We start from the raw sequence: 12,984 nt of genomic DNA, 5'->3' as shown, positions 1-12,984 counted from the left end.
TTGGAGATGGGGTTCGTTTTTAGCTATAAACAGAAAGGCTTGACATCATTTCGTCAAGCCTTTCTGTTTTATTGAGGTAACTATTTTTTCGATGTGTTATCCTGTAAATTATTTTGGCTCTTGATGCGTTGTTGGTGTATGGATAATATCGAAATAGATCGTTTTGTCATTAGCGTTCGGATAAACTCTATACGTGAATTCTTTCTTCGTTAATACAGTAATATCAACCACACGAGTAAACAATGTTTCTCCAGCTGCATTTTTAGCAACAATTGTTCTCGTTTTACCATCTGCAGATACGGTCCAGTCGCCGTGCATTTTGGGAGAATTGTCAAGATTGAACATGGTAAATGTACCGTCAGATTTGAAATAAGCAAAGCCTACAAAATTTGACACATTGGCATCTGTTAACACGACACTTTCTCCTTTATTATTTTTTGCGTTTGTTGTTTCCCAGGGTGTACTGGCCAATATTTCGCTTGGTGTAAGCTGTGGCTCAACAACAGTTTCGTCATCTTTACTGCAGCTCACCGCTACTAATGTGCTTAAGGCGATACATACCGCTAATGCAATTTTTTTTAAATCTCTCATTTTATAAAATTTATATGATGTCACAAAAGTAATCGCATTGTTTCAGCTATATTTGTCTCTTTTATTCCAAGGTTTGAAGGATTTATAACGGTGTACGAAATCCTTTTGTTGAAGAATCTCTAAAATAAGAAAAGCGTAAAGTAGGGGATTGAAGCATTTTTTTAAAAAGGATTTAGCTTACTATGGCGATATAAGCGTGACTATGTACGCAAAAAAACAGGGGACCTTGAAAGGCCCCCCATCTACCAGATATGTATAATAAAATTAGAAAATTGCTTTTTAGGCTTTAGTTGTTGCTCCATCCACCTCCTAAGGATCGATATAGTTCAACAACAGCAGAAAGCTCTGCTTTTTTTACCTGAGCGAGTTCAAGCTCACTCTGTAATATATTGCTCTGGGCGGTAATTACTTCCAGATAGGTAGCCATTCCTGTTTCAAATAGAAGGTTCGCATGTTTTGTAGCTTCCTTCAAACGGCTGGTTCTCTCCAATGTAATCTTTTGTTTTTCTTTCAATTTCTGGATGGAAACTAAAGCATCCGAGACCTCGCCGGCAGCAGAAATCACCTTTTGTTTGAAAATCAACACATTTTTTTCTTGTTCGACACGAGCTAATTCATATTGTGTTTTCAGCTCCTTACGTTGGAAAATAGGTTGTGTAATACTTCCTGTAATCGCACCGAATAGAGACGCAGGTAAGTTAAACCAGTTGCTCGCTTTGAATGCATTTACTCCGGCTTCGGCACTGATGACCAAAGAAGGATACATTTTTGCTTTTGCGTATTGCTGATAGGCCTGTGAAGCCGTGATAGCGAGTTCCGCTTGTTTAACATCGGGACGATGGCTTAGCAAATCTGCCGGTATGCCTGTTGCCAATTCTTCGGGAAAGCGTATGTTCGCCAATTTCTCTTCCGTTTTGATCTCCTGGGGGAGTTTTCCACTAAGGATCTGAATTGCATTTTCCTGCATTCTAATCTGCTGTTCAAAGTCCGGAATGAGGGCTGCTGCGGATAACCGCTGTGCATCAACCTGTTCTAACGCAAGTAGGGTAATGTCACCAACTTCATATTGCTGTTGGACGATTCGCAAAGTTGTATCGCTTAACTGTAAGTTTTGTTGTGCGATGTCACGCAATTGATAAAGCATCAGAAGTTGATAATAACCTTGTGCAACTTGTGCAATTAATTGGGTCTGAATTACTTTTTTCGCTTCTTCTGTCTGCAGATAAGAAGCCAAAGCAGCAATATTTTGGTTTTTGATTTTACCCCATAGGTCAGCTTCCCAAGACAAGCCCAGAGATGCCGTATAATCTTCGACATGATGTTGGCCCAAAAACTGTCCGAGGCTCAATCCATTCATACTATTATTGGATGGATTGGTGCTATTTCCCCGAATCTGCAGCTGTGCCGCAGGAAGATAGTTTGCCTTTGCTTGTTTCAAACTCAGTTGAGATGCTTCGATATTCTTTAATGCCAGCTGCATATCCAAGTTGTGCTGAATCGCGCTGTCAATTAAAGTTTGTAGGACCTGATCCTTAAAAAAATCGCGCCAAGGAATAGAACCTATACTATTTTCTTGCAGTGCTTTTCCCTGATCACGGTATTGATCAGGGAGGCTAGGGGCAAGGTTTTTATTGCTGACCAACTTATCTGTTTTACAAGACCATGCGACAAAAGACAGGATGAAAACGGTCAGTAATTTTGCTTTGCTATTTATGTATTTAAATGTTGCCATGATTTACTAATTGTTTGTATGCACGGGTATTTCCAACGAAACAGCATTATTTTCAGACTGTTTTTGTTGCGGAGCACGTCCTATCTTCTCTTGAATAAATTGGAAGACGATAAAGAGAATAGGGATAATAAAAAGCCCCAAAACGACTCCTGTAAGCATCCCACCCGCAGCGGCGATACTGATTGAATGATTTCCTTGAGCTGAGGGGCCTACTGCTGTCATCATTGGTATCATACCAACAATAAATGCCAGCGAAGTCATGATAATAGGTCTCAAGCGCAATCTTGCCGCTTTAAGTGCAGCACTTGGAATAGAAAGCCCCTGTTTGCGCCCCTGAATCGCAAATTCTACAATCAAAATCGCATTTTTTGCCAATAAACCAATCAACATGACAAGTGCGACTTGTACATAGATGTTGTTGGCAATATCAGTGAAACTAATTGCTGCAAATACGCCAAATATACCGGTCGGAATGGAGAGAATAACCGCTAATGGAATGATGTAGCTTTCATACTGTGCTGCAAGCAAGAAATAAACGAATATCAGACAGAGAATAAAAATCAACGTAGACTGTCCTCCGGAGACAATTTCTTCTTTAGTCATACCTGAGAACTCATAAGTAAATCCGGTTGGCAATTGTTTTTTCGCAACCTCTTCAACAGCACGGATAGCATCTCCGGAACTATAGCCCGGTTTTGGTATCGCATTTATTCCAATCGAATTAAATAAGTTGTAACGAGATGCTGTTTCCGGTCCATATACACGTTCTAATTTGACTAATGTATTGATGGGAACCATGTCTCCCAATCTGTTTTTTACAAAAATACCGTCCATCGAAGTTGGTTCACTTCTATCCTTGGCATCAGCTTGAACCATCACACGATAATACTTTCCAAAACGATTAAAATCTGAGGCTTGGGCACTACCAAAATAGGCTTGCATAGTCTGTAAAATGCTTTTTGTGCTTACGCCAAGTTGTTCTGCTTTGATATCATCTACCTGGAGCTCATATTGTGGATAGTCTGCTTTAAAGGTCGTGAAAGCCATCATAATTTCTGGACGTTTCATCAATTCGCCAATGAACTTTTGGCCTATGCCACTGAATTTTCCGAGTTGTCCACCGGTCCTGTCCTGTAGTACCATATCCAGACCATCCACGTTACTGAATCCTGGGACAGTAGGGAAGGTAAAGACAAAGAAATTTGCCCCTTTGATATTTGCCAAGCGTTGATTGACATCGGCCATAATAGCATTGATGTCTTTTATCTTGCCACGATCTTCATGTGGTTTAAGAAGGATAAATGCAACACCGGCTGAGGGACTTGTGGATTGTGTCAAAATATTGAAACCAGCAAGTACATTTAAAGTTTTGGTAAAATCAGCATGTTGAAGTTGTTTCTCCGCTTCGGCCAATGCACCAGATGTACGGTCTAAAGAGGCTCCGGCAGGCATTGATAACGAGACTGCAATAAATCCTTGATCTTCCGAAGGAATAAATCCTGTAGGTGTTTTACGGATCATAAATACGGTCAAAAGTAGGGTAATTCCCAATCCTGCAAATGCAACCCACTTATAACGAATTAAAAACCGTAAGCTACCTAAATAATTTTTCGTAAGTCGGTCAAAGCCAACATTGAATCCAGCGAAGAAACGTTCTTTAAAATTGAGCTTCTTAGCGCCAGCATGTGCATGATGCGTCGGTTTTAAAAATAACGCACAAAGGGCAGGGCTCAGTGTCAAGGCATTAATTGCAGAAATAACGATCGCAATTGCTAGTGTGAACGCAAACTGCCTATAAAAGACACCTGTGGAACCTTCCATAAAACCGATGGGAAGGAACACCGCAGACATGACCAACGTGATGGATATAATCGCTCCGGTGATTTCACTCATGGCAGAGGTTGTCGCCAATTTAGGCGGTAAGTTCTCATGCTCCATTTTAGCATGAACAGCTTCCACCACCACGATTGCATCATCGACGACAATACCGATGGCAAGCACGAGCGCAAACAAAGTCAGTAAGTTGATGGAAAAGCCAAAGAGCTGCATAAAGAAAAATGTTCCTACAATGGCTACCGGTACAGCTATTGCAGGTATCAAAGTCGATCTAAAATCCTGCAGGAATAGAAAAACAACTAAAAATACAAGTACAAATGCTTCAACCAATGTGTGTTTTACTTGATCAATAGACTGATCAAGGGCATCTTTGGTATTGTATAAAACAAGATATTTGACCCCTTTAGGAAAACTTAAGGATGCTTTTTCCATAAATTCTTGGATCGCTATCTGGATCTCATTGGCGTTTGAGCCAGCTAACTGCATGACACCAATGTTCAATCCTGCTTTTCCATTGATACGGGTGTGGCTCGCATAGGTATAAGATCCTAATTCTACCCGGGCTACATCTTTAAGTTTTAGCACAGAACCATCTGTATTGGAGCGGATAATAATATTTTCGTAGTCACTAGGTTGATTGAGTTTACCTTTATATTTGATAACAAATTCGAATGCTTCGCGACTGCTTTCTCCGAATTTACCTGGCGCTGCTTCAACGTTTTTATCTTGAATTGCAGCCATTACTTCCTCAGGCGTCAATTTATAAGCCGCCATTTGATTTGGATTAAGCCATACGCGCATTGAATAGTCTTTGCTACCACCGAAAGCGAGTGCTTGTCCAACTCCCGGAATACGTTTAAGCTCAGGGATAATATTGATCTGTGCGTAATTGGTAATGAAGGTTTGATCGTATTTACCTTGATCTTCCGTGTAGAGATCCAATACCATGATTAAGCTGTTTTGTTGTTTTGCAGTCGTGATTCCGGCTTGTACAACTTCCGCCGGTAATTGGCTGGTTGCCTGTGCCACACGATTTTGAACATTGACAGCAGCTTGGTCTGGGTCTGTACCAAGTTTAAAATATACGGTAATCATCAGGGAGCCGTCGTTACTGGCGGTGGAGCTCATATAGCTCATATTTTCTACACCGTTGATGGACTCTTCTAGTGAGGGAGCTACAGCACGAAGAACAGTTTCGGCATTTGCCCCGGGGTATAGTGCCGTTACTTGCACCGCTGGCGGTGCTATATCAGGGAACTGCTGCAATGGCAGTTTTAAGATACCGATCACACCCAATATGACCAGTAATATGGAGATAACGGTGGCGAGTACCGGTCGTTCTATAAATTTCTTAAGCATGTGATTTTTCTAATTATAATGAATTGATGCTGTCTTTTGATAAAGCTTGTGGCGTAATCTTTTGCCCGTCCTGAAGAAGGTCAATGCCTTTATAAACGATACGGTCTCCCGCATTTACCCCTTTACTAACGAGGTAGTTAGCGCCGCTTTTTCCAACGACAGTAATTGGCTGTTGAACGACTTTATTTTCTTTTCCAACTGTATAAACGAAGATTTTGTCCTGCATCTCAAGTGTTGCAAGCTGCGGTACCAATAATGTTTGCGCATATTTTTTTGGTAACCTTACGCGACCAGTATTACCGTTGCGCAAGACCCCCTCTGGGTTGTTGAAGGTGGCCCGAAGGGTAATAGCGCCTGTATTTTTATCAAACTGTCCATCTACCATATCTATTTTTCCTTTCTGATCATAAATTGTCTGGTCGGAAAGAACCAAACTAATCGGAGGAAGATTGTTTAGTTTTTGTTGCAGATTATTGCCTTCGGTGTTGTTTTTGAATGAGATAAAATCATTTTCTCCCAAGGAGAAGTAAACATGGAGGTCTCTGACATTCGACAGCGCTGTAAGTGGCTGTGGATCTGTTGGACCTACCAAGCTTCCCTGTTTTCGTTGTAGTCTACCAATATATCCTTCGGCAGAAGCTCGGATCAGCGTATAGCCAACATTGATTTTTGCAGTTTCAACGGCCGATAGTGCCAATTGTACGTTTGCCTTAGCGGCATTACGTGCGCTAATAGCTGTTTTTAGCTGGAAGTCTGTCAGTACTTTGGTATTCACCAGTTTTGTTTTCTTTTCGACTTCTAACTCCGCATTTTCCAGACTAGCTTTTGCTGCTAGTAAATTTGCCTTCGCTTGGTTTAATTGTTCCTGATAGGGGCGGTCGTTGATTTTAAAAAGCGCCTGGCCTTGCGTTACTTTCGCTCCTTCATCGACATAAATGTGTTCCAAGATTCCCTCTACCTGAGGTCTAATCTCAATATTGGCAGAAGCTTCGATTGTAGCCGGATATTCTTGATAAACGGTTTCATTACCATTCTCGATTGTAACGACGGGAAGGTTAACTGGCGGTGGATCAATAGGTTTGCTTGTTCCTGTTGAGCAGCTATATAGAAAGATTGCACTCAGCACATATGCAGTCTTTACGATATTAATTCGTTTAACACTGTTAAGTGCTGGAACGTAAATCCTCTTAAGACTTGGTGATAAATTTGTTTTCATGTGATATTAAAAAATTGAAGTTTTGGTGTATTTAACGGTGTTAGATTTTTTAACGTTGTATTTTTTAGTGTAAAAAAATTTAGTCAGTCAGAGAGCGTGTAATGCCATAAATAGCATCCTTCAGTACTTCCTGATTGGTATTATCGCCATTACCTTGATTGACAAGATTGATCGAAATCAGTCCATGTATAATAGACCAATAGGTGAAGTACTTTCTGCAGATCAGTTCTTCGGATGGATTTTTCTCTTTCATGATTTCACGGATGACATCACTAATCAGCTTACCATGGGATTCAGCACATTTATAAGTTTTTTCAAACCCACAGCATGCTGTACCGATGCCGAACATTAACTGGTATAATTCGCGTTCCTCAAAAGCAAAATCCCAATAACTAAACCACATTGCTTCCAATTGTTTCTCCAGATCGGTTTCTGTTGATTTTGACTGTCTTACTTTCTTGGCAAGCAGGAGATAACCTTGGTTGGCAAGTTCTGTTAGAATAGCATCTTTATTGGCAAAATACTCATAAATCATAGGAGCAGTATATTCAATGATATCTGCAATTTTACGCATACTCAAAGCTTGCCAGCCCTCTTCTTTTACAATTTGGAGCGCAGCATCTAGAATGTTGGTTCTATTCTCATCTTTGAGCCTTTGTATACGTTCTTTACTGCCCATGTGTCAATGCGTAAATAATTTAACAGTGTTAAGCAAAAGTCTAACTTTTTATTTTATTTATTGACATCTAAAAGTCATTAAATAAAAACACGCTATTTTTCTTGATCAGAGATGTTGTTTTCATCATCGCTAGCAAGCGCTAAAACCTGCTTTATACGATTCTTTTCTTTATCGGTTAACGGAAGAGCCTGCTCGATAATCGGAAGAATGTCTTTGCTTTTTTCCGATTGCAATAAAAGATCAATAAAACCTAAATAGGTTTGAATGAGATCTGTTTTTATGCCAAAGAAAATGCGTGGATCTACAATATATATTTCTTGAATCAGCGCCAGGAGGGTACGTTTTCTTTTTTCATCCTTTTCAGATTGTGTATAGATGGGTAGAAGCCCTTTTTTTTCCAGGTCCACAAGTTTGACGGCAACTGCATGTTCTAATACATATTTTTTCTGTTTCCTATCCAGGAAATCGCGTAATTCAGCGAGCAGATTGCGGTAGACAACTTGTTTGGTTTTTCCTGAAAAAAGATTATCATCTGTGGAGACGGCGATATCTTCCTGTTCGAAATGGTCAAAGAAACTGGAATCTATATATACAGAGTGGTGGAAATTGATTGCATTGTTATTAAAGCTGCTGAGTACTTTTGCAATTTCTTTCTTTTCGCTATTCAGGAAATAATAGTAATATCGATCACCGATTTGCTGGTTCCAGCGAATGTAATTGATCGTAAAATTATAAGAAGAGTTTCCGTCTGGGGCATAGGTCGTCCAGGAAAGACGGTCGGTTTCTTGAATTAAGTGATCATAAGTCAATTGTTTGCCATTAATACGTATGCTGTAGTTTAGCACTTTATTTAGATACAGAAACCAGCCAAATTCCTGTGCTAAGAAATTTGTAAATTCATCACTTTCGAAAAAAATAGCATTTAGTCCAAAAACGCCTTCAAGGCTAACTTGTGTTCCGGTATTTTTACGTTCGGACAGTCTGCTTTCGCTCATATCATACTGTTCTTTACTTTCTCTATCGATTTGAATGCGGTAGGTCTTCAAGTTTTCACCTTCTTTAAAAGTGGTATCCCAACTAGCACGTGTAGCAAAAAGAGAGAAAGAAAAGCGTCCTTTTCCTTTTTTTCCTCTAGTATAGGAACTACGTTTTAGACTGTTCTTTTTTATCGAATCCAAAAAATTTCCAAATGAGTAGGAGAGTGTATCCAAGTTTATTCCTTCTCCATTATCATTTATGCTTATCTGATTAATATATCCCAATTCGTTGCTGTCGATGAAGAGATCAATTTCGGTTGCTTTTGCATCAAATCCATTCCATATATATTCAGCGATAACATGTTTAGGGTCTTTGGGTAGCCCTGCCGATTCTATACTCTGATTGGTTATCTTAGCACTTTTCTTCATTGTCCAGTTTTTTGATTTGAAATTTGTTTGTAGTGAAATTGGGAAAATTTTATTCAATATTAAAATACGTTATTTTTTGTTTTTCTTTATCAAAATGCTAAAAAAATATGCTAGACCAAAATAGATAAGCAGATTGAAAAAAAGGTAAATAGCGTGAAATGAACGTCGATTTTCCATGGGGATCGAGCGCTTTCCGCCAAAGTATTCATAAAAGGGGAATGGGAAGCCTATACGATCATTCCCGTCAGAAGCACTGCCGCATTTGATGGAAAATAGGGTGATGGATAGTGTTAAAATGCTAAAAATTAGCCAGGTTTTCTCTGGAAATTTCTGAAATATCTTCATTGTTATTTTGATTGTATGGCATAAAATTTTGATTATATCTGATTGAAGTTACATATTATCCCACGCTGTTGGAAGTTTAAAGCGGATATTTTCGATATACTATGACTTGTAATTGTAAGTGATTGTTTCATTAAGGTAGTTTGTTGTCGGTAAGTAGAAATTATGATTACATTTAACGCATGCTTATACAAACTTTAAAAAGTCTTTTCCACCGGGATTTAAAAAAGCTTCGAGATGAAATCTCTTTGTACAGACAGGAAGAGAATATATGGATTATTGAAAATTGTATTTCAAATTCGGCCGGAAACCTGTGTTTGCACTTGATTGGAAATCTACAGACTTATATCGGTGCTGAAATAGGGAAAACGGGGTATATCAGGGATCGAGCAGCAGAGTTTTCTTTGAAGGATATCCCTCGCTCCATATTATTGGATAAAATCGATGATACGATTGCAGTCGTAACCAAGGCATTAGACCTTTTGTCAGAAGATCAACTGGAAGAAATTTATCCAATTTTGGTGTTCGAAGAGAAAACGACAACAGCCTATTTTCTTGTCCATTTGACCACACATTTGACTTATCATTTGGGGCAAATAAACTATCATCGCCGATTATTGGATCAATATTAAATGGTTGATTATTAAAATATTTATGTCATGAATATAAGAAAGGCGGTCTTGTCGGATTGTCCGGAAATCGCAGGTTTGACCGAACAGCTCGGGTATTCTGGAGATGCTGAAAAGGCAAAGACTATTTTGACTGGTGTATTGTCTCAACAAGACTATGGTGTATTCGTTGGAACCACTGATGAAAAGGTTATTGGCTGGATTCAGCTACATCGGGTCATCAGTTTGGAGACCGGTGCCTATGTGGAAATCATGGGCCTGGTTGTCGACGATCAATACCGTGGTCAGGGGCTAGGTCGATTATTAGTGAAGGAAGCCACAGATTGGGCAAGGTCAATAGGGGGGTGTCGCTTGCGTGTTCGGTGCAATGTTATTCGAACGGAGAGCCACAAATTTTACGAAAGTATAGGCTTTAAACTAAAAAAGGAACAGAAAGTCTTTGATTCCTTGCTTTAAAAGGAGAACTTTAGCGTTGATCAACAATCGATGTTGTCGTTGCTCATAGTATGCGATCATTTTAGGAGTGTTGACTATTGTAAAAATAGAAGGAGCATTAACATTTGCGTGAGTATGTACTGTTGCTGTTCTGGATGACCGACTTAAATAGAATGAGAAGAATCTTTACTTTAATCGCCTGTTGCTTTGTTGTTAATTCACAAGCGCAGCGTCTCGATAGTATCACTACGCTTATAGCACCTGAATACGATCGGGTGAGCTTGGCCCATAGATTTTGGCTTGGAGATAGTTACCGTAAGTTATATAATACTCCGGTTAAAATGCGTGTAATGCACCTCGCGACTGAACGTGGCGGACTTCAGATCGTCAAGCTAGGTGGGGGAATGCAAACACAGTCACTTCGATTGGTAGACTCTTCAGGTAGGGAATGGGTGCTGCGGTCTATTCAAAAATATCCGGAGCGCAGTCTTCCGGAAAGTCTCCGAAAGACCTTTGCGAAAGATATTGTACAAGATCAGATTTCAATACATCATCCATTTGGGGCATTGACCGTTCCGCCTTTTAACAAGGCTCTGGGTATTCCTTCTGCATCCCCAGAATTAGTTTTTGTCGGGGACGACGCCAGGTTCGGTGAATATCGAGAGGTCTTCAAAAATAGAGCTTATATGTTTGAAGCGCGTACGCCTTTCGAAGATCAAAAAACAGATAACAGTGCAAAGGTGATACGCAAGGTGCTGGAAGATAATGATACCCAGATTGATCAGAAATTGACACTGCGCGCACGGATGCTTGATTTTACCTTAGGAGACTGGGACCGCCACCAGGATAACTGGCGCTGGGATCCTGAAAAAGAAAAGGGCAAAAAGATTTATACGCCCGTGCCCCGGGACAGGGATAAGGTTTATTATAAAACGTCAGGTGTATTTCCGACATTACTTTCTTACCAGTGGTTGAAGGCCCATTTACAGCCCTTTAGTCCGCATATACGTAATGTGCCGCACTGGAATTTTAATGCCAGTAATTTCGATCATTTTTTTCTTACTCATCTTACCGAGGACGAATGGATTGATGAAATAAAATTTGTTCAGAAGACACTCACCGATTCCCTGATTCATCAGGCGATGTTAACGATGCCAGATACCATCGTGAAAATGAGTGCTAAAGAGCTGGAAACAAATATTCGATCGAGAAGAGATGAGCTTATGGAAACCGGACTGACATATTATCGTTTTCTTGCGCGAGTTGTCGAGTTGCCTCTATCTGCAAAATCTGAATTTGTGGACATCGATTACAATAAGGAAGGATCAGTATCTGTCACTATACACAACAAAAAGAAGGATGGAACTCAAGGACGGAAATTGCTTGAACGTACCTTTTTGCCAAGCCAGACCAAAGAGGTCAGGATCTATGGACTCTCTGGCCGAGATGAGTATAAGTTCCATGGTTCAGGTAAGTCGCCCATTAAGATTCGTATCATTGGCGGAGACGGTGAGGATCTGTATCGTACAACTGAAAAGTTTACGAACGGAAGCAAAGTCTATATCTATGATTCCAAAGATCAATCAACAAGTAGTATGCAAATTGCTGATAATATTCATTTAAAACTGAGCAGCGATACTGCAATCCATAAATTCGAATACGATAATTTCGTGTATGACCGTAAAGGAGTTGTTTTTAATCTGGACTATGGCGTCGATCGTGGACTTATTTTTGGACTGGGTTATCTCATCGAAAATCAAGGTTTCCGAAAAAAACCTTATGCTTATCGACACCAGATTATGGCGAGTTATCTAACAGGTCGTGAGTCATTTATGTTTGATTATAAAGGAAACTATAAGGAACTTATTGCAGGGCATGATCTTTATATTCATTTTTCTTCCCTCGGTCCCAAAAATCTGAGCAACTTTTTCGGATATGGAAACAGCACTGTTTTCGATAAGTCGGAGTCAAAAAATATCTCCTATTATCGCAATCGATTTGACCTGGTCTCTGGCGATATTTTTTTGGAGAAGTATTTGGATCCTAAATTAAAACTTTTCTATGGTTCTTCATCCGAGTATTATAATAGTAGAGAGTCAAATAATATTGGACGATATTTTGAAGAGTTCCATGAAAAATATCCTGCAGAGCCTATCTATGGTAGTAATTTTTTTACTGGGGTTGCTGCCGGAATAGATTACGATACGCGTGATAATATCACGAATCCCAAATCAGGAGTTCATTTTCACACAAGATTGGGCTGGAATGCAGAAGTTGGGGGCGAGGGGCGGAATTATACAAAACTACAGCATGCGATGAGTTTTTACAAAACAATTGCTGACAATTGCATCACTTTTGCGAATCGTGTAGGACTGGATGCGGTATGGGGAGATCCATATTTCTATCAACATGCTCAAATTGGTGGTGAGATGAGTTTAAGAGGATATAACTCAAGACGATTTACTGGAAAAACAGCACTTTATAATAATTTTGATATGCGTTTGAAATTATTTAGCTATTCTTCTTATTTAGTTCCTGGTACAGTAGGGGCAATTGGTTTTTACGATGTTGGTCGTGTATGGATGAGTCGTGAAAACTCCAATGATTGGCATATGGGATATGGTGGTGGAATTTATTTTATGCCGGGAGATCTTTTAACCATTCAGGGAGTAATAGGTTTCAGTAAAGAAGCAACATTGCCCTATCTTCGGGTAGGACTTTCTTTTTAGATGTTTAGTGATTTTTAGAAATGAATCATT

The 12,984-nt window shown here is 39.6% G+C and carries 9 protein-coding genes; 3 read left to right on the top strand and 6 right to left on the bottom strand.

Features of this window, described 5'->3' with window-relative positions; all coding sequences use genetic code 11:
* Positions 1–108: 108 nt before the first annotated feature.
* The 6 genes from AB1Z56_RS10915 to AB1Z56_RS10890 all read right to left on the bottom strand — a co-directional run bounded on the left by AB1Z56_RS10915 (position 109) and on the right by AB1Z56_RS10890 (position 8,819).
* Positions 109–591: a DUF4822 domain-containing protein gene (locus AB1Z56_RS10915; protein ID WP_153848369.1), complete on the bottom strand. Its 483-nt coding sequence runs from the start codon at positions 589–591 to the stop codon at positions 109–111.
* Between the two features lie 286 nt (positions 592–877).
* The gene (locus tag AB1Z56_RS10910) at positions 878–2,323 is read right to left on the bottom strand and encodes an efflux transporter outer membrane subunit (protein WP_426792043.1); all 1,446 of its coding nucleotides are present in this window, start codon (positions 2,321–2,323) and stop codon (positions 878–880) included.
* Between the two features lie 6 nt (positions 2,324–2,329).
* The gene (locus AB1Z56_RS10905; RefSeq protein ID WP_426792042.1) at positions 2,330–5,518 is read right to left on the bottom strand and encodes an efflux RND transporter permease subunit; all 3,189 of its coding nucleotides are present in this window, start codon (positions 5,516–5,518) and stop codon (positions 2,330–2,332) included.
* 13 nt (positions 5,519–5,531) lie between these two features.
* Positions 5,532–6,734 carry an efflux RND transporter periplasmic adaptor subunit gene (locus tag AB1Z56_RS10900; protein ID WP_426792041.1) on the bottom strand — a complete coding sequence of 401 codons (1,203 nt, stop codon included), beginning with the start codon at positions 6,732–6,734 and terminating at the stop codon, positions 5,532–5,534.
* A 79-nt stretch (positions 6,735–6,813) separates the two neighbouring features.
* Positions 6,814–7,413 (bottom strand): TetR/AcrR family transcriptional regulator, encoded by a 600-nt coding sequence (locus AB1Z56_RS10895; RefSeq protein ID WP_426792040.1) that lies wholly within the window; start codon positions 7,411–7,413, stop codon positions 6,814–6,816.
* A 92-nt stretch (positions 7,414–7,505) separates the two neighbouring features.
* Entirely contained in the window at positions 7,506–8,819 is a 1,314-nt protein-coding gene (locus tag AB1Z56_RS10890; RefSeq protein WP_309363719.1) for an ATP-binding protein, read from the bottom strand.
* A gap of 524 nt (positions 8,820–9,343) precedes the next feature.
* Here AB1Z56_RS10890 and AB1Z56_RS10885 point away from each other — a divergent pair.
* The 3 genes from AB1Z56_RS10885 (at position 9,344) to AB1Z56_RS10875 (ending at position 12,954) form a co-directional block, all read left to right on the top strand.
* A complete protein-coding gene (locus AB1Z56_RS10885; protein ID WP_309363722.1) occupies positions 9,344–9,793 on the top strand; it encodes a DUF1572 family protein in 450 nt (149 codons plus the stop codon).
* Between the two features lie 27 nt (positions 9,794–9,820).
* Entirely contained in the window at positions 9,821–10,246 is a 426-nt protein-coding gene (locus AB1Z56_RS10880) for a GNAT family N-acetyltransferase (RefSeq protein ID WP_426792039.1), read from the top strand.
* Positions 10,247–10,398: 152 nt separating this feature from the next.
* Complete coding sequence (locus tag AB1Z56_RS10875; RefSeq protein ID WP_426792038.1) at positions 10,399–12,954, top strand: BamA/TamA family outer membrane protein; 2,556 nt, start codon at positions 10,399–10,401, stop codon at positions 12,952–12,954.
* The last annotated feature ends 30 nt before the right edge of the window (positions 12,955–12,984 follow it).

The sequence above is a fragment of the Sphingobacterium sp. WOUb80 genome, assembly GCF_050058145.1.
Taxonomy (GTDB): domain Bacteria; phylum Bacteroidota; class Bacteroidia; order Sphingobacteriales; family Sphingobacteriaceae; genus Sphingobacterium.
Note: the sequence above shows the minus strand (reverse complement) of the source record. Positions and strands in the feature narration are given on the sequence as shown.

Bases quoted from the DNA above. Each gene is read 5' to 3' on its own strand.
- AB1Z56_RS10915 (WP_153848369.1), bottom strand. From the start codon at position 591: ATGAGAGATTTAAAAAAAATTGCATTAGCGGTATGTATCGCCTTAAGC.
- AB1Z56_RS10910 (WP_426792043.1), bottom strand. From the start codon at position 2,323: ATGGCAACATTTAAATACATAAATAGCAAAGCAAAATTACTGACCGTT.
- AB1Z56_RS10905 (WP_426792042.1), bottom strand. From the start codon at position 5,518: ATGCTTAAGAAATTTATAGAACGACCGGTACTCGCCACCGTTATCTCC.
- AB1Z56_RS10900 (WP_426792041.1), bottom strand. From the start codon at position 6,734: ATGAAAACAAATTTATCACCAAGTCTTAAGAGGATTTACGTTCCAGCA.
- AB1Z56_RS10895 (WP_426792040.1), bottom strand. From the start codon at position 7,413: ATGGGCAGTAAAGAACGTATACAAAGGCTCAAAGATGAGAATAGAACC.
- AB1Z56_RS10890 (WP_309363719.1), bottom strand. From the start codon at position 8,819: ATGAAGAAAAGTGCTAAGATAACCAATCAGAGTATAGAATCGGCAGGG.
- AB1Z56_RS10885 (WP_309363722.1), top strand. From the start codon at position 9,344: ATGCTTATACAAACTTTAAAAAGTCTTTTCCACCGGGATTTAAAAAAG.
- AB1Z56_RS10880 (WP_426792039.1), top strand. From the start codon at position 9,821: ATGAATATAAGAAAGGCGGTCTTGTCGGATTGTCCGGAAATCGCAGGT.
- AB1Z56_RS10875 (WP_426792038.1), top strand. From the start codon at position 10,399: ATGAGAAGAATCTTTACTTTAATCGCCTGTTGCTTTGTTGTTAATTCA.